At 42.6% G+C, this 22,176-nt stretch carries 14 protein-coding genes; 11 read left to right on the forward strand and 3 right to left on the reverse strand.

The features are described 5' to 3' along the window. Positions 1 to 200 precede the first annotated feature (200 nt). The 4 genes from rpmB (at position 201) to GV64_RS01990 (ending at position 2,884) form a co-directional block, all read left to right on the forward strand. Positions 201 to 437, forward strand: coding sequence for a 50S ribosomal protein L28 (gene rpmB / locus GV64_RS01975; protein WP_020582177.1), 237 nt, complete (start codon positions 201 to 203; stop codon positions 435 to 437). A gap of 19 nt (positions 438 to 456) precedes the next feature. Further along, positions 457 to 624 carry a 50S ribosomal protein L33 gene (gene rpmG / locus GV64_RS01980; RefSeq protein WP_020582176.1) on the forward strand — a complete coding sequence of 56 codons (168 nt, stop codon included), beginning with the start codon at positions 457 to 459 and terminating at the stop codon, positions 622 to 624. Between the two features lie 224 nt (positions 625 to 848). Further along, on the forward strand, positions 849 to 2,186 hold the full coding sequence (trhP, locus tag GV64_RS01985) for a prephenate-dependent tRNA uridine(34) hydroxylase TrhP (RefSeq protein ID WP_020582175.1): 1,338 nt from the start codon (positions 849 to 851) through the stop codon (positions 2,184 to 2,186). Between the two features lie 32 nt (positions 2,187 to 2,218). Continuing rightward, positions 2,219 to 2,884: a hypothetical protein gene (locus GV64_RS01990; protein WP_020582174.1), complete on the forward strand. Its 666-nt coding sequence runs from the start codon at positions 2,219 to 2,221 to the stop codon at positions 2,882 to 2,884. A 64-nt stretch (positions 2,885 to 2,948) separates the two neighbouring features. On the opposite strand, the gene GV64_RS01995 is transcribed toward GV64_RS01990, so the two are convergent. Continuing rightward, complete coding sequence (locus tag GV64_RS01995) at positions 2,949 to 3,371, reverse strand: H-NS family histone-like protein (RefSeq protein ID WP_020582173.1); 423 nt, start codon at positions 3,369 to 3,371, stop codon at positions 2,949 to 2,951. A gap of 648 nt (positions 3,372 to 4,019) precedes the next feature. Between GV64_RS01995 and GV64_RS02005 the strand changes: the two genes are divergently transcribed. Then, a complete protein-coding gene (locus GV64_RS02005) occupies positions 4,020 to 5,843 on the forward strand; it encodes a Na/Pi cotransporter family protein (RefSeq protein ID WP_033402954.1) in 1,824 nt (607 codons plus the stop codon). Between the two features lie 37 nt (positions 5,844 to 5,880). Here the strand turns inward: GV64_RS02005 and GV64_RS02010 are convergent, their stop codons facing one another. Then, complete coding sequence (locus GV64_RS02010) at positions 5,881 to 7,389, reverse strand: Ppx/GppA phosphatase family protein (RefSeq protein ID WP_020582170.1); 1,509 nt, start codon at positions 7,387 to 7,389, stop codon at positions 5,881 to 5,883. A 410-nt stretch (positions 7,390 to 7,799) separates the two neighbouring features. Here GV64_RS02010 and trxA point away from each other — a divergent pair, with 410 nt between their 5' ends. The 5 genes from trxA (at position 7,800) to GV64_RS02035 (ending at position 13,310) form a co-directional block, all read left to right on the forward strand. Further along, entirely contained in the window at positions 7,800 to 8,123 is a 324-nt protein-coding gene (trxA, locus tag GV64_RS02015) for a thioredoxin TrxA (protein ID WP_020582169.1), read from the forward strand. A gap of 345 nt (positions 8,124 to 8,468) precedes the next feature. Then, positions 8,469 to 9,728, forward strand: coding sequence for a transcription termination factor Rho (rho, locus tag GV64_RS02020; protein ID WP_034843937.1), 1,260 nt, complete (start codon positions 8,469 to 8,471; stop codon positions 9,726 to 9,728). 326 nt (positions 9,729 to 10,054) lie between these two features. Then, positions 10,055 to 11,524, forward strand: a complete 1,470-nt coding sequence (ubiD, locus tag GV64_RS02025; RefSeq protein ID WP_020582167.1) for a 4-hydroxy-3-polyprenylbenzoate decarboxylase — start codon at positions 10,055 to 10,057, stop codon at positions 11,522 to 11,524. A gap of 247 nt (positions 11,525 to 11,771) precedes the next feature. Further along, positions 11,772 to 12,500 carry an NAD(P)H-flavin reductase gene (locus GV64_RS02030; RefSeq protein ID WP_020582166.1) on the forward strand — a complete coding sequence of 243 codons (729 nt, stop codon included), beginning with the start codon at positions 11,772 to 11,774 and terminating at the stop codon, positions 12,498 to 12,500. Positions 12,501 to 12,662: 162 nt separating this feature from the next. Beyond that, positions 12,663 to 13,310 (forward strand): TetR/AcrR family transcriptional regulator, encoded by a 648-nt coding sequence (locus tag GV64_RS02035; RefSeq protein ID WP_020582165.1) that lies wholly within the window; start codon positions 12,663 to 12,665, stop codon positions 13,308 to 13,310. A gap of 136 nt (positions 13,311 to 13,446) precedes the next feature. On the opposite strand, the gene parC is transcribed toward GV64_RS02035, so the two are convergent. After that, positions 13,447 to 15,702, reverse strand: coding sequence for a DNA topoisomerase IV subunit A (parC, locus tag GV64_RS02040; protein ID WP_020582164.1), 2,256 nt, complete (start codon positions 15,700 to 15,702; stop codon positions 13,447 to 13,449). Between the two features lie 283 nt (positions 15,703 to 15,985). On the opposite strand from parC, the gene GV64_RS02045 reads away from it, so the two are divergent. Next, positions 15,986 to 22,162 carry a hypothetical protein gene (locus tag GV64_RS02045; protein WP_020582163.1) on the forward strand — a complete coding sequence of 2,059 codons (6,177 nt, stop codon included), beginning with the start codon at positions 15,986 to 15,988 and terminating at the stop codon, positions 22,160 to 22,162. Positions 22,163 to 22,176 lie beyond the last annotated feature (14 nt).

The raw sequence follows: 22,176 nt of genomic DNA on the forward strand, positions 1-22,176 counted from the left end.
ATAATCCGTAACCCTCATGGAATTTGCAAGAGGCGCTCAACTCTGGTATAAAGCCCGATCTTTGTATGAGGGTAGCTGCTGATGAGTCTTGAAGGTCTCTTGACTCTGTAACCATGGGCAGATCTGCCCGAAGCAGACACTGGAATTCAGTTAAGTTTTCCGGCCTCATGGCTGGATTTTTGGTTTGAGAGGCCATAAACATGTCCAAGGTTTGTCAGGTTACCGGAAAGCGCCCGGTTACTGGGAATAACGTTTCCCACGCTCAGAATAAAACTCGTCGTCGCTTCGTGCCTAACTTGCATCACAAGCGCTTCTGGGTTGAAAGTGAAAAGCGCTTTGTGCGTCTGCGTGTTTCTGCCAAAGGCATGCGTATTATCGACAAGAAAGGTATTGATGCCGTTCTGGTTGATCTGCGTGCCAGCGGTCAAAAATTCTAATTTAGCAGGAGCATAAGATATGGCTAAAGGTATTCGCGAAAAAATCAAGCTGGTTTCTACTGCCGGCACTGGTCATTACTACACTACTACCAAGAACAAGCGTAATACGCCTGATAAGTTGGTATTCAAGAAGTACGATCCAGTTGTTCGCAAGCACGTTGAGTACAAGGAATACAAGATTAAGTAAATCTTGTTTGCTTTGCTCTGGTCCGTATCAACAGCTCTTGTAGATACGCTGATACGGACCACCACTTCCTCCTCTTATATTTCCCCCTCACTTTAACGACCTATCTTGGTTTAAACCGAACCACTACTCACTTTTCACTTATGATCTGAGTGCTGTCACTACTGTTGCATTCTGATTGCGTTGTTATAATGCGCGCCATTCAATAAGATCAGCTGTAGGTCATAATGAAACCGGAACTCCTCTCGCCAGCGGGAACGCTGAAGAATATGCAATTTGCTTTTGCTTATGGTGCTGACGCTGTTTATGCTGGCCAGCCCCGCTATAGTTTGAGAGTCCGAAATAACGACTTTAAACTGGATAATCTGCAAAAAGGTATTGATGAAGCACATGCTTTGGGTAAAAAGCTTTATCTTGCCAGTAATATTGCTCCACATAATAGTAAGGTAAAAACGTATCTGCGAGATATGGAGCCTGTCATAGCCATGAGACCGGATGCTTTGATTATGTCCGATCCTGGCCTGATTATGATGGTGCGTGAAACCTGGCCGGATATGCCAGTTCATCTATCGGTTCAGGCAAATGCAGTTAACTTCGCTACTGTGAAATTCTGGGCTAAGCAGGGTGTTGAGCGGATTATTCTATCTCGAGAGCTTTCACTGGATGAAATTCAGGAAATTCGGGAAGAGTGTCCAGATACTGAAATTGAAGTTTTTGTACATGGTTCGCTATGTATTGCCTACTCTGGGCGTTGTCTGCTTTCTGGCTATATCAATAAAAGGGATCCAAACCAGGGAACCTGTACAAATGCATGTCGCTGGCAGTATCAAGCCCATGAGGCTAAGGAGACGGCAAGTGGTGATATCATTCCAGTTGGATCGAGTTCTGAAATTGGCAGTCCTGAGATAGTTGTGCCCACATTGGGTACCGGTGAAATAACAGATAATATCTTTCTGCTGCAGGAGAAAGGGCGCCCGGATCAATATATGCCTGCCTTTGAAGATGAACATGGCACTTACATCATGAACTCCAAGGATCTTCGGGCTGTCCAGCATGTCCGCCGCTTCACTGAGATGGGTATCCACTCCCTGAAGATCGAGGGGCGTACCAAGTCATTTTATTATGTGGCCAGAACGGCTCAGGTTTATCGGAAAGCTATTGATGATTCCGCAGCTGGCGTTCCTTTTGATATGGGGATGATGGACTCTCTGGAGAATCTGGCCAATCGTGGTTATACCGAAGGGTTCTACCGCCGTCATGTTCATGATGAATACCAGAATTATGAAACCGGTAACTCCCGAGAAAGCACGCAACAGTTCGTTGGTGAAATTGTTGAGTTTGATGATCAGCAGCTAACTGTTGAAGTAAAAAACCGCTTTGAGATTGGAGATACTGTGGAATTGATGACCCCTCAGGGTAACCATATCTTTAATCTGGACCATTTGGAGAATCGTCGTGGTGAGCGTATAGACGTAGCTCCTGGTTCGGGCCACTTTGTAAAAATTCCAAAGCCAGAGGGCGTTCTGCCAAATAGCCACTCACTTCTGGTCCGTAATTTACCCTAATCAGGGGGCATGCAGGGTCGATAAGATCTGGTATGGATCTTACGACCTTTACCAACCTTTTTTCCGGCTCTGTCTATAAGCCTTTAAGCCAGCATCGTCAGGTGGTACTGGATGCATTGGTTCTGTTAAGTCGGCAGTTGCAGAGTCGGTTAACTCCCGGTTACCAATGGCATGAAAGGCCGCAATGGCTAATTGATTTTCCTCCGGCAGTTGAAAAACTGGAGCAGGATGTTCTGACTCGGCTTAAGCAACCAACATTGACGGCGCAACCCAAGGGGTTGGTTCTTTCCCTTTTACAGACTCAGAACAACTTGGCGCATTTGATTTGCAGGATGGCTGAGCGATTAACTTATAGACCTCCCGGGCTCACGGTGGAGCTGCAAAATTCCATGAAGCATCTGAATCAGCACTTTGGTGAAACTGTTCAGGGCTTGAAGTTGGGAGTAGCAAAGCAAGATCGTTTTGGTTTGGCAGGCTTTAGAAAGCAGCAATCTCAAGTCATGGTGGGAGTTCATCAAGAAGTGAGGATTGCTGTTGATGAGCTAAGAGACGTGATCTCAACTTTCAAAGGGGAAGTTTTCCAAAATGAGGGAGGGTTGGATCCACTGGATATGGCTTTAATACTGCTATCTCTTGAAGATATGGATGACCTGACACTCTGGATTCGTTCAATGGTCATCCATATGCAGCAGCTTTAATCAGTAGACGCGGTACAGAAGTAAGTTGTTCCTTTGATAATAGAGGGCAGGATATCTTCGTATTTTACTTCATTATGCATTCAGCTCGCTTTTTCTGTGTTCTTTCCAGATACTCCTGGAAATCTTTTGGCAGCCTACCCGTTGTTGAGCCTTCCCAGAGTACAGTTTGTCCAGCTGCATTTTCATATTGAAAGGTATGTTTGGCGACCGTTCGTCGACGTTTACTGCTTTTGCCAGAGTCGTTAAGGCTGTCAAGATCAGAAAGTGTAATACCAAGATCGGCCATTTCTTTCTGAATAGCGGCGATATCGGTCATTTTTTTTTGTCGCTTCGCATCCTCTTTAACCCGGGATTGTAATTTTTCCTTGTGAACTTCCTTAAGGCGATCCAGCATCTTTTCGAGATCCTGTACACTGACATCCTTGAATAGAGAGCGAATGCGGGATTTACTACCCAGTCGATGATGTAATTCATCCAGTAATTTCATTGTATACCCTCGGGCTACGGCAACCTTTGACTGTCTGAGTTTCGCAATGATGTAACAACACGATACATGACATTAAATCAGTAGCAGGCAGATACCTGTTATGCAGGACTGTAACGACTACCTGTTGCATGTGCAGGAATATGGGGCAATCCAGAATGCTACTGCTCATTACTCCTTCAATAAGAATAAAAATAATGTATTTTGTTTAATTGGCAAGGAATTGGTGAATTTAGATATCTTAAAATACAGTCATATTTTAGTGCTTCATTTTATTCATACATTTTATATATGTCTGGCTGAAGAATGCTCTTTGTTCAATTTATATTGCAGCATTTTTTATCTATTCTTTTAATTACGCTTTCTGTGTGGGGGGATCTGGGACAGAGTGATGAGAGCGTCTATAAAGTATCAGCTGAGTTTTTTGTCATACACGATCGTACATCGACCACTTTGAACCCGTCGCTTTTCAGGTTATGGAATCGCGGTACATATTCATTAGTTTTTCTGATCTTTTTAATTTTAGATTAGCTTGCATTGGAGGGAACCTGATTGTCAGCCGATAGCAAAAGCTATAGCCCTGTATTTTCAGCTCATGGCTGTTTGGAATGGGTATTATCGGTCAGCAATCAAGGCACCTTAGTGGCTAATATGCTTGGACGCTTTTTTTTACCAACAGTGCTTTTGTTGCTGACTTATGGCTTTTGGGTCAGCTCAGAACTCCAGGTGATCACTGCTGGTGTAGTCATTTTTCTTCTTGGTATGGTTTACCTTGAAAAGGGGTTTAAGGTTTTTACTGGGGGGTTTCTGGAAGCTCTTCTGCAAAAAACCACTGACAGTCTTTGGAAAAGCCTGACATTTGGTATCACAACTACTGCTGTTTTGCAGTCCAGTTCGTTGGTTTCTGTCATTGTGATCTCTTTTCTCAGTGCCGGTCTGATTGGTCTTACCGCAGGGGTGGGAATCATTTTTGGAGCAAACCTTGGCAGCACTGTAGGTGCATGGCTGGTTGCCTTATATGGTATGAAATTGAAACTGATTTCCTATGCCATGCCACTGTTAGTTTTCGGTTTAATTTTAAGGACTCAGCAAGAGAAAAACTTCAGTGGTCTTGGCTACATACTCCTTGGGATTGGATTTCTCTTTCTTGGTATTCATTACATGAAGGAGGGCTTTGAGGCTTTCCAGAATGTAATAGACTTCAGTAACTTTTCCATGGATGGGGTACAGGGCGTTCTTGTGTATACGCTGTTTGGCATTCTGGCGACCATTATCATGCAGTCAACCAATGCTACGATGGTTCTTACCTTCTCGGCTCTGGCGACGGGACAATTGACTTATGATAATGCATTGGCGCTGGCTATTGGCTCAAACATGGGAACAACAATTACTGCTGTTCTCGGGGCTATTGGTGCGAATGCAGCGGGCAAGCGGTTAGCGGCGGCTCATATTGCCTTTAATGTGGTGACCGCGACTCTCGCCATTCTGCTGTTGCCTCAGTTAAAGGTGCTGGTTGATTTTATTGCCAGATTTATGCAGATTGAAGTTGATGACTACACTCTGAAGCTTGCGCTGTTTCATAGTATTTTTAACGTCCTGGGTATTTTGGTACAGCTACCTTTCATCAACTTCCTCATTCGCTGGCTGGAAACACTTTTTGCAGACCCTTCGAAACAGTCATACCTGAACCTTGCCAATGAAGATAGCCCGGAAATTCATCGAGCCAGATACTTAACACCTGCTGCATTGAGCTATCCGGATGCTGCGTTACGGGCACTGACCAGAGAGTGTGATCACTTATATCGGAATACACTTGAATTAATTTGTTATGGAATTTACCTCACCGGAGACAAACTCAGGGAAGCGGATAATCTGACAGAGCTGGTTAATAACTGGGTTCGTGATGAGCAGCCCTGGTCTATCAAAGAGCTTTATATCAGGCATATCAAAGGTGTATATGCAGATATTATTCATTACTCAGGTGCAATTGAGGGAAACCTGCCAAGACAACAGATTCAAGAGCTGTTTGCGCTTAAAGTTGCCTGTCGAGACTTTGTTCAGGCAATCAAGCATGTCAAGAATATCTATAAGAATATGGGGCAGTATCTTCATTCTGACAATGAGCAAATACGGCATCAGTATAATCAGCTGAGGCTTTGTCTTGCCTCAGTACTGAAGCTTGTTGATTTACTGGGAGTTCGACGAAATTACGATCATATCCGACAACATGCTGAACAATTAAAGCAAGAGCTCAGAGAGCAGGATGAGCAGATGAATAAGAAGCTCAACGAGCTTATTCGTTCTAATCAGGTTGACTCATTTATGGCAAGCTCTCTGATGAATGACAGTGCTCATGTACATGATGCCTGCACCAACCTTATTGATGGTGCAGTGATTATGTTGACTCGGGATCGTGAGGAATATCGAGAAATTGATCTTAACTTTGATTCGCGGAGCAAGCCTGATAATGTTTGAATGTACTTATATCAATGGTGCAATTGATATTAAGAATCTAGGTTACCACTAATTTGAAACCAACTTTGGCCAGATAGCTGCGTTCTGATTCAAAGTTCGCTGCAGTCAGAGGGTGCTGGGTTATCCATCCATCAGGAAAAAACAGAGATATGGTTGACCTGGAGACACTCATGGAATACTCCGGCAAGGCGTCGTCATAATGCCCATGACTAAGTACATTGGCAACTCTGAGCAGTATAATCAGATGCATTAACCTTCGGGATATCTCCTTTGGCCATCCGGACAGTGATGACTTGGATATTGAGCGCCTATGCCCTCTGACGAGTTGGGCCAGCTGCTGCTGCTCCCTCTTACTGAAGCCCATCAGATCAGAGTTATCGATCAAATAAGCTCCGTGACGGTGGTATTGTGTATGGGAGATATCCAATCCTATCTGGCACACTCTGGCTGCCCAGGAAAGTAGCTCAAGATCTTCTCCGTTTAGTTGCCAGGTATCAGCAACCATTGAAAAACACTCTTGAGCATGCGTCATGACTCTAAAGGCCAGTTGCTCATCAACATGATAACGGCTCATCAGAGCATTTATTGTTCGTTCGCGTACGTCTTCATGACGATCACGACCAAGCATGTCATGTAAAACACCTTCTCTTAGCGCCCCTTCGGAGTAGTGCATACGCTCTATCCCAAGGGCGTCAAAACCAGCTATCAGGATAGCAAGGCCAGCCGGAAAGATTGCCTGACGGTCGGGTTTTAACCCCGGGAAGCGCACACGACTGATATGGTTAAATTTAAGCACTTTGTGCTTAAGCATCTCCAGGCTATCCCGGGTGATAGTCTCACTTTCACCCATTGCTTGAAGAATACTGCTGACAGCACGAATGGACCCCGATGACCCTACGGCATCAACCCAACCTAGCCGGGTAAATGATTGTTCGATATTTAGTAATTCAAGTCGTGCTGCGTAATAAGCGGACTGGAATCGTTGTACAGTTAACTCACCAGTACCAAAGAAACGATCGGTAAATACCACACAGCCCATGTGAAGGCTTTCCATAAGCTTGGGTTCGAAACGTTCCCCGATAACAAACTCAGTGCTTCCCCCACCAATATCCATAACCAGCCGGCGTTCATTATCATCAGATTGGGTTTGGGCTACCCCCAGATAAATCAGACGGGCTTCCTCTCTGCCCGCAATTATTTCAATGGGATAACCTAAAATAGAATGAGCTTTTTCAACAAAAACATTGCTGTTGTAGGCTTTTCTCAGCGCATTGGTGCCTACGACCCTGACGGCCTGAAAGGTATTTCCAGACAGATATTGTGCAAACTGTTCGAGGCAGCTGAAGCCGCGCTCCATGGCTTCAGCTGTGAGTTCATCATGTCGATTAAGGCCTGCTGCCAGCTGAACTTTCTTACCCAGCCTTTCTACAGGTCTTATTTCACCTTGATCGACCCTGGCAACGATCATATGAAAGCTGTTTGAGCCAAGATCTATGGCTGCTACCAATGGCAGGCTGCTGGACTGTTCACGCCCTTGTTGTGTCATGATATTTCATAGTTAGTGGATTGAAAATATTATGTTTTTCAGCGTTGCCAGCCCCTCGCTCTGTCAGAATAGCAATACTGAGTTGCAGGCCGGAGCATAACAAATGTTGAAATGTTAACTTTAATAGAATTATTCGCACAAATCTTATTGATTGTGCTGTCCAACATAAAACTGCTTAAGTGCTTGAAAATTGCCCTATGCAGCACAGTAATCTTTCAGCGCTTATTTGGTTAATGGCATTTTTATAGAAAAAAAAGCCACAAAATTCCATGAATCAGGCATAATAAATCAGTTCTGGGCCGGTGATACTCTCAGGCAGCCAGTTTGGTGTGCCCATGGTCAAGGCTCCCGATTAGACTTTAAATACTTTATAAGTACTCTCTAGGTACCATGGTTAGGAGATCCATTCCATGAGCGAAATTGTCAAAGTGACAGATGACTCCTTCGAAGAAGTGGTTCTGAAGGCGGAATGTCCGGTGCTGGTTGACTATTGGGCAGAATGGTGTGGTCCTTGCAAAATGATTGCACCGGTTCTTGATGAAATTGCTCAGGATTACGAAGGAAAGCTTACCGTTTGTAAGCTGAATATCGATGAAAATGAAGCAACTCCGCCTAAATATGGTGTACGTGGTATTCCAACACTTATGCTATTTAAGGGTGGAAACGTTGAGGCTACCAAGGTAGGCGCACTGTCCAAATCTCAGCTGACAGCTTTCCTGGACAGTAATTTGTAATTTCTGTCAGTTCGGGTGGTTATGACTTGTGCAGCAGCCACCCATCTGATCCTTTTTGACGACTTTATATGTTGAGAGCGGATTAAATTTTTAAATCAATTCAGTTGACGAACCCTTTATTCTTGATTATTTTCCAGAAAAGGATATAGACTGTAATTTCACAGGGCTGTCAGGAATCTACTGACCAATCAGGGATAAGGCCCAGACAGGGCTGCCGTTATAAACACTCGCAGGCATCAATCAACACATAGTTGTCCTTTATCATAATAAGCCAAAAACTTTCTGATCTTCCTGCAAAGACAACGGCCTCTTACCTTTCAATTTAACATTCGCAAACTACTGGTTATGCATCTTACCGAACTGAAGAAAAAGTCTGTTCCTGAACTTCTGGCGATAGCGAATGAAATGGGTCTCGAAAACCTTGCCCGCTCCAGGAAGCAGGATGTCATTTTTACCATTCTCAAGCGTCATGCGCGTAGTGGTGAAGATATTTATGGTGATGGTGTTCTGGAAATTCTCCAGGATGGCTTTGGTTTTCTCCGTTCTGCAGATAGCTCTTATCTGGCAGGACCTGATGACATTTATGTATCCCCGAGCCAAATTCGCCGATTTAACCTGAGAACGGGTGATACGATTTCCGGAAAAATCCGGCCGCCAAAAGAAGGAGAGAGATATTTTGCCCTTCTGAAGGTTAATGAAATCAATTTTGACCAGCCAGAAAATGCTCGCAATAAAATCCTTTTTGAAAACCTGACGCCTTTATTTCCTCAGAAACGTCTCACTATGGAGAGGGGAACGGGTGCAACAGAGGATTTAACGGCTCGAATCATTGACCTTGTTGCGCCTATCGGGAAAGGTCAGCGTGGTCTGATCGTATCTCCGCCAAAAGCGGGTAAGACGTTGATGTTGCAGAATATTGCTGCCAACATTGCCCGAAATAACCCGGAATGCCACCTCATTGTTCTGTTGATTGATGAACGTCCGGAAGAAGTAACGGAAATGTCCCGTTCTGTCCATGGTGAAGTAGTCGCATCGACTTTTGATGAGCCTCCTTCCCGGCACGTTCAGGTTGCCGAGATGGTATTGGAAAAAGCCAAGCGTCTGGTTGAGCACAAAAAAGATGTAGTGGTTCTGCTCGATTCCATCACTCGTCTTGCTCGTGCATACAACACGGTTATTCCTTCCTCAGGAAAGGTCTTGACCGGTGGTGTCGATGCTCATGCTCTTGAGCGCCCTAAGCGTTTCTTTGGTGCGGCCCGTAATATCGAAGAGGGTGGTAGCCTGACCATTCTGGCAACTGCTCTGGTCGATACTGGCTCCAAGATGGATGAGGTTATCTTTGAAGAGTTCAAGGGTACCGGTAATATGGAACTTCATCTAGACCGAAAAGCTTCTGAAAAGCGCGTATTCCCTGCTATCGCCATCAACAGATCAGGCACACGTCGGGAAGATCTGCTGACGACAGAAGAAGAGCTCCAGCGTATGTGGATTCTGCGTAAGATTCTGCACCCAATGGATGAAATTCAGGCTATTGAGTTCTTGCTCGATCGAATGAAGCACACCAAAACAAATAATGAGTTCTTCCAGTCCATGAAGCGGAAGTAATTCTGTATTTGTATGATGAGGGCTGTGTGGTGTGTTTGCGTCATTACAGCCTTTATGCAGGGAGATAAACTTTATGCTCCCTGCAAACCCATTTCTATATTGGTGAAGTGTTAAAAACCTGTGCCAGAGTCAAAAATGAAATGGTTCTTTACGATCCCCCAAATTAATACTCAGGCCTCAGAATCAGAAAGATAAGTGCAGGGTAGTTGTTAAAGGTTGTACCTTGATAATAAATAACCATCACCAACACTATTATTGCCACTCCAACAGAAGTAGTTTTTCATCATCCAGAGTAAAAACTGCCCAGACCTAAAGAAGAAATACCCATGAAATATAAGGATCTCCGGGATTTCATTGACCAGCTGGAAAAACAGGGTGAACTCAAGCGAATTAAGGTTGAAGTTGATCCAGTTCTGGAAATGACAGAAATTTGTGATCGAACCTTAAAAAAAGGTGGTCCTGCTCTGTTATTCGAGAATCCGAAAGGCTATGACATGCCCGTTCTGGGGAATCTGTTTGGTACCCAGAAGCGTGTTGCCATGGGGATGGGACAGACGGATATCAGTGCCCTTAGAGAGGTCGGTGAGTTATTAGCCTATCTGAAAGAGCCAGATCCCCCTAAGGGGCTCAGGGACGCGATTGAAAAACTGCCACTGTTCAGGCAAGTGTTGAATATGGGACCCAAAGTGGTTAAGTCTGCGCCTTGTCAGGAGGTGATCCTTCAAGGTGATGACGTAGACTTGACCAGGCTACCCATACAAACCTGCTGGCCAGGCGATGCGGCTCCATTAATAACCTGGCCACTGGTTATTACTCAAGGACCGGAAAAAGAACGCCAAAACCTTGGGATATACCGTCAGCAACTTCTCGGTAAGAATAAGCTGATTATGCGCTGGCTATCTCACCGGGGTGGTGCCCTTGACTTCAGAGACTGGCAGAAGAAATATCCTGATACACCTTTTCCGGTGTCAGTCGCCCTGGGTGCAGATCCAGCAACAATTCTGGGTGCTGTTACACCTATTCCTGACTCTTTATCAGAATACGCGTTTGCCGGCTTGTTGAGGGGCAGTAAAACAGAGCTGATTAAAAGCCACATTAACGATTTGCAGGTGCCTGCCAGTGCTGAGATTGTGCTTGAAGGCTTTATATATCCTGGGGAAGTGGCTGATGAAGGCCCCTATGGCGATCATACTGGCTATTACAATGAGATTGAGTCATTTCCTGTATTTACGGTGGAGTGTGTGACTCATCGGCGCAACCCCATTTATCACAGCACCTATACAGGGCGACCGCCAGATGAGCCTGCAATACTGGGGCTGGCTTTTAACGAAATTTTTGTCCCTATTCTCAAGAAGCAGTTTCCGGAAATCGTTGATTTTTATCTGCCTCCGGAGGGTTGCTCTTATCGGCTGGCTGTCGTTACCATGCGTAAAGAGTACCCAGGGCATGCAAAGCGCGTTATGTTAGGGGTCTGGTCATTCCTGCGTCAGTTCATGTATACAAAATTTGTGATAGTCACCGATGATGATGTGAACGCCAGAGACTGGAATGATGTGATATGGGCCATGACGACCCGTATGGATCCAAAGAGAGACTCGGTTTTTATTGAGAACACTCCTATCGACTACCTTGACTTTGCTTCTCCCGTTGCAGGGCTCGGGTCAAAGGTTGGTTTTGATGCCACCAATAAGTGGGAAGGGGAAACAAGCCGGGAGTGGGGAACAGCAATATCGATGACGGATACTATTAAGCAGCGAGTTGATGAGATTTGGGATCAACTTGGCCTGGGAGACTGACCGAGAATAGATTGCCCTGCTAGGGTGCCATCAAATTGGGCTAAAAATTTCGTTTTGTACGGCAAATAGAACCACTATTCACATCACAAAACGGAATTTGTATCCTCAATTTTTTGCCATCCTCGCTACGGGCACTATTATCGGCCAACCTCCTATAAGAGTAACGCTTATGATGGTATTCCAGTGTTATGCAGGTCCAGGCAACCTTGGGTTCCTGATGTTTTGAGTTTTAGAGGTAGCGGTATTCGTGCAGATCAACCAAGTTTCCACTCAGTCTTGTCAGGTTGTAGATCTTCAGTTGCTATCAGAGGGTATTTACCGCGTAACCCTCAAGTGTCATCAGGGTTATATCCCAGACTATCGGGCTGGGCAATACCTTGAGATTCTTCTGACAGGTGGCGAAGCCTGCGCGTTCTCAATAGCCAGTCCTCCGGTGCCAATGCAGAAGGAGCTGGAGTTACATATTCAAAAGCTGCCCTCCAGCGCTAATTCAATCAAGTTATTTAATGAGCTTGAGCAGGGTAGTGTCTCGATAAGGATGCCAAAAGGTCAGTGCTTTCTTGAAAGCATTCCAGATAAACCTCTGGTGTTTATCGCGGCAGGTACTGGATTTGCCCAAATGAAGAGCATGATTGAGCTATCATTGGCAAAGCCTGACCATAAAGATATTTATCTTTACTGGGGAGCTCGCTCTCCAGAAGGGTTTTATATGCCTAATCTTCCAATTCACTGGGCTTCTCCTCACTTTCACTACCATCCGGTGGTGAGTGATACTCTTGACGAAGATAGCTGGAAAGGGCGTCAGGGGCTTCTGTTTGAAGCGGTAATAGACGACAAGGATTCTGTTATCGATAGTGAAGTCTTTATCAGCGGGTCTCCGCAAATGGTATATGCAACTTTTGATGCACTCGTCGCAGAAAATTTTAAAGCTGAGTATATTCACTCTGATGTCTTTGAATATGCACCGAGATCTTGATAACTCTTAATTACATCGAGAGGCTGTAATCAGCATGGTATTTCGATAAACACGACAGAATTTTTTATTTGAATTCTGTCGTGTTTTATCAAGCCATGGAAAAAGCCCGTCCCTTGTCTATATTCAAATCGAGTATAATCAATGCAAGGTACGGTATTCAGTATGCAACCATCACCCTCAAAAACAGATCAGGCAGGATTGAAAAATAGTCGGGTCCGGCAGAAAAACATTCAAATTATTCTTCAAGCCGCAGAAGATGAGTTTGTAGCCAGTGGCTTTAAGGGGGCGTCCATTCGTGATATTGCCCATCGAGCGGGCTTACCAAAAGCCAATGTACACTACTATTTCAACAGTAAGGTAGAGCTTTACGGTGCCGTACTTAATCACATTATGGAGCTCTGGCAGTCTGTATTCAGTGGTCTGAACCCAGATGATGATCCTGCGACTGCACTAAGACAGTTCATCAGGGCAAAAATGAAATATGTTCTGGCGCACTCCAATGCTTCGCGTATTTTCAGTAGTGAGATACTGCATGGTGGCCAGCATATAAAAGATCACTTACAGCCATTTAATGACTGGATTCAGGAAAAGTCAGGGGTGATCAGAGGCTGGATTGAACAAGGAAAAATGAAACCGGTTGATCCGATCCACCTTTTATTTACTATTTGGGCAACCACTCAGTATTACGTCGATTATGGGCCTCAGGTTGCTTCTGTTTTAGGGAAAGAAGAGCTTGAGTCTGAAGATGTAGAGGCATATACAGAAAGTATCTGTCAAATGATTCTGGGTGGTTGTGGAATAAATAGTTAAATAAAAAGATCGTTATATTATATGGATTTATATTGTTCAGGGGGGAGAACGTCATCGGATTAAGCCTCGAAAGGCTTATCCGAAAAGACAGTCAAACGGATTATAAAACCGCATATCAAACAAAGTATTCTGCAGGTTAACCTGCAGAAACGACTTCAATTTTATCAACTTTCTGGAACCCTCTGGGCAGCTTGTTTCCTCTTCTTCCTCTCTCTCCCCGGTAGTGCTCAAGATCGCCTGATTTTAAAGTGACATGCCGCTTACCTGCATGGAGAGTGAGCGCATCACCTTCATTAATGATGGCTAGCTGGCTCATCAACTCAGCTCTTTCAGCCGCACGAGCTGAAGCAATATTGATAATTTTATTGCCTTTGCCGCGGCCAAGTTTTGGAAGGTCCTGTAATGGAAACATCAACATCCGCCCTTCATTGGTGATGGCAACCAACATTGGATTGTTGCTGCTTATTGGGATAGGAGGCATAACATGAGCATTTTTAGGCAGCGTCAACAGGGTCTTACCTGCTTTATTCTTACTCACCATATCTGAAAACTGGGCAATAAAACCATAACCTGCATCACTGGCCAGCAGATAACAATCACTGCTATCTCCTACACACAGTCCCTCAAATGTTGCGCCAGAGGGAGGGCTGACTCGTCCTGTTAACGGTTCTCCCTGGCCTCTTGCTGAAGGAAGGGTATGGGTAAGAATCGAATAGGCTCGCCCTGTTGAGTCTAAAAACACAGATATCTGATTGCTTCTTCCTTTGGCGGATAGACGATAATTGTCGCCAGATTTGTAATTAAGCGTCAATGGATCAACATCGTGTCCTTTAGCAAAGCGAACCCATCCTTTATTAGAAAGCACTACGGTTATCGACTCGGACACCATTAGATCAGTTTGTGATAATGCCTGAGCTTCTGCTCTTACTACGATAGGAGAACGACGATCGTCGCCAAAACTTTCAGAGTCTGATTTAATTTCTTTTTTAATAAGCGTCTTAAGGCGTTTTTCTGAGCCAAGAATCAGTTCAAGTGAGTTTCGCTCACTCTCAAGGTCATCCTGTTCACTACGAATTTTCATCTCTTCAAGTTTGGCAAGATGACGTAGCTTAAGGTCAAGAATGGCTTCAGCCTGAATATCTGAAAGACCAAAACGTTCCATTAGAATTGGCTTTGGCTTATCTTCGGTTCTGATGATTTCGATGATTTCATCAATATTCAAAAAGGCGATCATTAAGCCTTCGAGAATATGGAGCCTACTGAGAACCTTATCCAGTCGATGCTGTAGACGACGGCGGACAGTCTCACTTCGCCAGGCCAGCCACTCGCTCAGCATTTTATCCAGAGCCTTGACCTGAGGACGGCCATCGACACCGATCATATTCATATTAACCCGGTAGGTTTTTTCCAGATCAGTAGTGGCAAACAGGTGGTTCATCAGGCTTTCGACATTCACCCGGTTTGACTTGGGCACAATAACCAGTCGGGTCGGGTTTTCATGATCAGATTCGTCGCGAAGGTCTGCAACCATTGGCAGCTTTTTAGCCTGCATCTGTGCTGCAATCTGCTCGAGAACTTTGGCGCCAGAGGCCTGATGGGGCAGTGCTGTAACAACAATATCCCCGCTGTCTTGTTGATAAACCGCCCGCATTCTCAGGGATCCCCTTCCCTGCTCATACATTTTGATCAGGTCTGCTCTGGGAGTAATGAGTTCAGCTTCTGTTGGGAAGTCAGGCCCCTGAATATACTCACAAAGCTCGGCAACGTTTGCCTTTGGGTTTTCTAATAAGTGAATACAGGCATTCGCCACCTCACGTAGATTGTGAGGTGGAACATCTGTTGCCATACCGACGGCAATACCGGTTGTTCCATTTAACAGAAGGTTTGGCAGGCGAGCTGGCAAAATAGAAGGCTCTTCAAGCGTGCCGTCGAAATTAGGAACCCAGTCCACCGTTCCCTGACCGAGCTCACCCAGTAATGTATCTGCGTATTTAGTGAGACGAGACTCGGTATAGCGCATGGCCGCGAATGACTTGGGATCGTCTGGAGAACCCCAGTTGCCTTGACCATCGACCAGTGGGTAACGATACGAAAAAGGTTGTGCCATCAACACCATGGCTTCATAGCAAGCACTGTCACCATGGGGATGAAACTTACCAAGTACATCACCCACGGTACGTGCGGACTTCTTGAATTTGGCCGTATTTTTCAGGCCAAGCTCACTCATCGCATAAACGATGCGTCGTTGAACAGGCTTTAGGCCATCCCCGATATGGGGCAGAGCACGGTCGAGAATAACGTACATGGAATAATTCAGGTACGCATTCTCTGTATATGCTCGCAGGGACTGACGCTCAACCCCGTCATCGCCAATAATGATCTGCTCCGTCATGCTTAAACCTGTTTGAGAAACTGATAACCGGACAGGCAATGATACCAAGTATCTTTCATGACATTAAATTTATTGCAGTGTGGAATGTGAAGATCATGAGAAATAAAGCGTCACTTATCTTGTGGGTCAGTAGAAAAAATTCGCAATACAGTGGGGGTTATTTCATTTGTAACTTCAAATAACGGTTATATACCTGTTGGCATAATGTATTGGAACAATAACCTTTTATTTACCAAAACTTTAACTATATTTTCCGTCTGGCACCTGTGTTGAGATCCAGTGAATGGAAGTGAAGACGGTAGATCAAATTAGTTACAGCCAAGTTGTTTCAGGTGCATCAAAAGCAGCCTCTGGCAGCGGTCGATCCTGGGCTCAGGTTGCTTCAATAAAGCCATCAGCAGCTACTACTGAAAAAGTAATGACTGAAATAAGAGGAATTGGTAAATATAAGGTTCAGAAAAATAATGTTGATGGGGGGGGCTCAAAATTAACAGGAAGTGAATCAAATAAGCCCCCAAAGTCTGTAATGACGACTGAATCTGTCGCTGAAGGTCTCAAAAATAAGACCTATGCAAATATATTACAAGTAATGCCTGACCATGAAAAAGGGAGGGAGCGGATTACAGTTGTTAGCCAATGCTCTCATCCAAAAAAAGTTAAGCTACCTGATGAAGATAAACAAGGAGGGAGTCTAAATCCAAGTCAATCAATGAAAATAACTTATGCTGCTGCTTTAGGAGTCAGAGATCTTACTGATAAGAAAGAAACCTGTGGACATATTGAACATTCATCAAAAAGTTACGCTGGTGTGGTCAAAAAGTATCAGAGTCATGAGAAAAGCTCTTCATCGCTCAGTTATGCAGCTGTACTAAAAGGGGTGAAGCATGGGGGTATTAATAAGCGTGAACACACTACTCATCAGGATGTTGTCAACAAAATTACTCAGATTGATATCATAGAGGAGGTTAAAAACCAGCAACAGATAACCAGGGAGAAGGTTACTAAACTCTGGCATAAATATATACGAATCGATGAATCAATCTGTGAAGAAGGTCAATGTTCAAGAATAAAAACAATTAAAGAGAAGCTTGATCTTATGTCAGAGGTCGAGCACGAGTGGCGGAGTCACAAAGTCGTAGCCATGGAGCAATGGACTTTGCATGCAAGGCATTCAAGACCTTTCAAACGAATGGGAGACTTGTATGGCAGTTGTTTCGAAACAATTCTGTTTGAGTTAAAGGGTTACCTGATGAGAGCCAAGGATGATCAGAAGACCCAGAATCCTGATAGAAAAGACTGGCTACTGGTCTATCAATATGCATGGTGTTTGAGAAATCGTGTTATCGTGGCAAGAGCTATTGATAGAGATTCTCCTTCATCTTCTATTAAAGGCAGTAAACTGAAAGATCTTGATGATTTACTGAAACATATTCTATCAGATCATGTTCTTCTTTTTATTAAGGAAGAGAGAAAAATGAATTCCTGTCAACTCAGGGATAACTCATTATTCGTATTGAGAGAATATATGCCTTTGCTAAAGTGCTTTGGGGCAAATCCCGATGGACTCATACAGACTCTTTCCGTCAATTTTTCAAATGGATTGAAAGCAGCATGGCGTGATTTTTACACCCAACTGAATAGTCAGTTCCCACTCAAAGCATTTCAGCATTTTGACACTTATGTATTTAATAATAGTGATATCGTTACACAGCAACGTACTCCTCTTGAATTTACTAATTGCAAAAATCATATTGAAGAAGCCATTAATAAAGTAGTCGAAAGGCAATTGTCTGGTGTTGATAAAGGTAAGGTAAGAACTCTCTGTGAAAAATTTAAAACAAAAGGTTGGGTATCTGGATCGCAGCTAGAAAGAGTTATTCGGTGGGCTGATAACCAAACTGAAGAAGTCCTGGAGGAAGATTCTGTACTCACTAGTACATTAAGAGCTCCATCTATGGTAAGTAGAGTACCAAAAATAAAATTACCCATTGTTAAGGGAGGGATAAATGAGAGTGAGGTTGAACGAGTTCTTGAGTCGCGAAACAGGCGAGATGATTTAAAAAAAGAACTGGTTTCTTGTGGGGAAGCTCAGAAAATAATGGAAAAGCCTGAGTGTTGGTTTAAGGGTATGGCTGTATATCTTATGCACCATGAGGAAAGGTTGATGAGAGATCGTGATGATTACTTGTCAGTCGTTAAGGTTATGGAAATAGCTGCTTATCGTTATTTTGAGTTTCTTATCAGGATAACGGAAAATTTTAAAGAAGCTAGAAGGAAAGGTAAAGGTGTAGGGACTCCTCTGCTAGATATCTCCTTTGAATATAATCACTTTATTAAACCAATCAGGAAGCATATTACAAATCAGAGAATTATTTTGATGTTTAATAAAATAAAGCATCAATACTGTGAGGCTGTAATCTGGCCCATTGAAAATCATGTCCTTGACTGCTATAGGAAAAATAATTTCCCTGTCAATAAATACTTTGTTTTACAAAGCTACTTTAATACTTTGTTTGAGCATCTGGACGATGCGAGAGACGTGGAGAGAAAGCAAATTATAAGAGCATATGGGAAGTTTATATCATGTGTTTTAGGGGGGGGGCGTCAACAATGGACTAATCGTGCTCTTAATTTAGGTAAGGTTTTCTGGGTTATAATAACTCAAATTCTTGAAAACCCTATGACGTCTAAAATTTTCCCTGTTGTTAAAAACGATATTGAGCAATTATTAATTAGTATTCTGGAGTATTTAGCAGGCCACACTGAATTAGTAAAAGATGCTTCACAATACCAGGTAATGATTGGTTATGTTTATGAATCTGAGTTTAACTATTTGCTTCCGGAAGTACTAAAAATTTATGTTGCCCCTAGATCTCATGGTATAAAAATCAGAAACCCGTTTAAAAGCAAGGATGATTTTCTAGACTGGATAAAGCCAGGGTGGAAAGTAACATTATCTAGCATAGAAAATCCCAAAACTGATTGTAGGCGAGGAGAGAAATCTGAGCCAGGGCTTATAGCTATGCCTCATAATCCAGCAGCTCAAGCTGGTGAGAGTCAGCTCCAGTCATGGGCAAGGGTTGTTTCGGAAAAAAGCAGTACAATGCTTTCTGTCATTTCTGTAGGGGAACAAGAAAAGAAAAAGCCCGTAAAGACAGCGAGTGATGTTTATCAGGCTGAAGTCATACATGTATCTGTGGAAGAGGCTCTGGATAAGCTTGAATTTGATATCTTTTCAAACAAAGCAATAAAGTCAGTTATACCTACAAGGGAGCGGGTGAGCAACCTATTGTACGGGCATGAAAAAATACAGAATAGCCTGGAAGGTGTGCTTAAACATAAAAAGAAAAAGACAGTAGATAGAGAGAATCAGCAGCAGCTTGCCAGAGAATGGCTATTAATTTTAACATCAATACACCTAAGAGATATTATTGGTAGTGTATATGGTTGTAATGGGTGTGCACAGGTATTTGTACTTTGCGTTCAGCGTTTTTTGGACCAAGTTTATGACGTGCTTAGATTAGATCCTTCAAAATCAAGATATGGACATTATCTGGCCAAAAACTGCATGCTGTTACAAGATATTCACCTTACGTTACTGCACTTAATCAATGCAGGGTTGGAAGAAAAAAAATGTTATGCTTTTAGAGATCAGTTGTCTGGAATTCTTTCTGACTTGGCAACAGAAACTACTCATGACGAAGAGCTTGATTCGAGTGAAAGTGTCTCTCCTGATGAAGATTTATTTCATGAAAGAGAGGAAGATGTACTAGTTAGCGACTCGAATCAAAGCAATACTCCGTCTTCAGATGGCATACTGAAAGATAACAGTCAAAGGAGTGATCATAGTACTTTGATTATCGCCGAAGGTTATCTGGTTCAATCCACTGCTACTAGAAGCTGGGCTCAAATGGTTAAGTCTTCTGCTTCAGGAAAAGTTCACTTTGTACATGAAGCTGAGCCGACGGTGAATTGTCAAATGTCTACTACCAGAAAGTATTCATCTATGGAGGTCGAAGCTCACAGGGAAAAGACAGGTTCTCCAGCTCTACCTTTAGGAGCAGTTATTGCTAGCCTGGATCAAAAGCATAATCTATCTCTTTACAAAGAAAAGCAGGTTGCTTCAAGTGAAAAAGCCTGGTCAGCAGTTGTTGCAAATCCAAAGGGAAAAAATGGTGTTGAAATAATAGAGGATAGAGTTTCTCTAAAGCCTGAATTAATTAGAGATAATCTTTTTGAAAAATACAACAGGCCTTCAGAAAGGCTAGTATATTTAGCTGTAACACGTAAAAGTGAATTTGAAAATTTAACAGGACTATTCAGGAATGGATTTTTAGAAAGTCAAGATTTATATAGGTCGGCCTCAAATTGGCTTGAGGCTGTTATTGATTATTTTGAGAAGTTGGAAAAAAGTGTCAAAGATGAGGCGGATATTTGGCAGCTAGTCTCTTGTGTCAGGTTGGCTCGATACACATTTGGTTTCTGCATAGATTATTTGGAAAATGATTTAAAAAATAACTCCTCATTGTTCTCAAATAAGGTTGCGGACATTGCTCATTTATTACCTAGAGTTGAGAGTTTATGCAATGATGTCATGGGATTTGATTGGCATACTTTATCATATGAAAAAAGCGATAGGCTGATCAATAAACAAGTACAATACCTTAAGGAAGATCTGCGCTGGCTTGATGCGACTACAATACGTAGGCCATCAGTACTTTATGCGGTGAAAAGTGAAGGTTACTGTAAATATCTATGTTGGCTTTTTCAAGGTGGAGGATCTGATGTTTATCATCATGTTATAGAATTTTTTCCGAAATTAATGGGTGAAATTTCAGAAGGTAAGTGTGAGTCACTGAATGACACTATATTAAATTTGGCTATGGTTATTACCCCTTTGTATATGGATGAAGCTTTTCATCGAATTATCTGTCTGGCTAAAGGTGATATACATGACATTGAAGACTTCGGTTTGGTTAGACTAAGGCCAGTAATATCATTGTATGAGTATTTTATAGAAACTGGTATTCTCGATGAAAAAAACAGAACAGTTGCAAATCACTTTTTAGAAAGATCCAGGGTAATGGAGTTCTGCTATCAAAGTACTATTCCCTCTTTCGTGGTCGAAAAGCTAAATTATCTATTTTCTGAATCTAGTCCCGATATTAAAGAAATATGTCGAATTATAAAGGTTAGTGTTTTACTCAATTTCAAGAATGATAGTTATATTGAACAAATGCTTGAAAGCCCTGAGTGTGTTGAAAACATTAATTCGATATTAGGATTGTTGCATGGGTTGGTACTTCAGTTGCTATTGAAAAATAAAATTCCAGATACTTTGGCTCATACTATCATTGAAATATTCGATTACTCTGCCAGTTTGGATAGCAGGTTATCAGGACAAGAACTGGTTGATGTTAAGCGTCATGTCGATAAAAAATCTACTACTCACCTTGAACCTTTATTAGGTACAAAAGGATTTTTATGGATCAATTATACTGATCGTCAATTATTATTAGATCGATTACGTGAACATACTAGATCTGAAATGGCTCAGTGGACACCATTAAGTGTTGCATCAGAAAGAGTAAAGTATAGTTGTGTGAATGTTAGGCGTCATGCTTTCACTCCAGATCTTGGGGGGATTAGGACCAGATTAGCAAACCCAGACCATTTGCATAAATATCATTCAACGGTGAGTATGATCGCTTCATATGATGAAATTTTGGAAGAGCTAAAATCACTTGATAGTGTTCTTAAGAATGATGAGACGGATCATTGGTCAGAGCAGCTTCATACTCAAAAAAGAGTTATTTTATATTGTTTTCATGTATTAAACCTAGTTAAACATAATGTCTTTAGTGGTAGACATATTCGTTTCGCTCTAGCTACTTGTGAGCGTTACCATAATATCATTCAGCTATGTATAAAGCATCTTGATAGTCAAAACTTCCAGAGGCTATTGTCTAAAGATCAGCATTTAAGGTTAGATAGCTTAATATCTAAGGTTTTTTGTACAACACTTGCAGCATTAAAAATGTATAAAAAATGCTATGTTAAAAGTTCTGAGATCGATAGGCCGGCACCTTATTACCCATATCAGCTTAAGAAGTTGGAATTATTAGGTCGCTCTATGCTGAATAATACGCATGAACTAAAATCTACAGGGACTGCTAATTCTGATTTATTAACTATCAGTAGTGATTGTATAAGAGTATTTCATGAATGTCTTAAGGAAATATCAGAAGATATAGCAAAAAGAATATCTAATTGTATTTTAAAGCGGGAGAATACAGAAGATGATGAGAATTACGGCAAATTCACTCAAGAGTATAATCGGCTAAATGAGATGAGAAAGGCTATTTGGAATATAGAAGGATGCCTGTTATCGGATATCGCTCAGCGCTTCGACTCAGACATGCCTGCTCACCTTTACGGTGATAAATCTCCATTATTATGAGCAGTACATTTCTG

This window comes from Endozoicomonas elysicola (assembly GCF_000710775.1).
Lineage (GTDB): Bacteria > Pseudomonadota > Gammaproteobacteria > Pseudomonadales > Endozoicomonadaceae > Endozoicomonas > Endozoicomonas elysicola.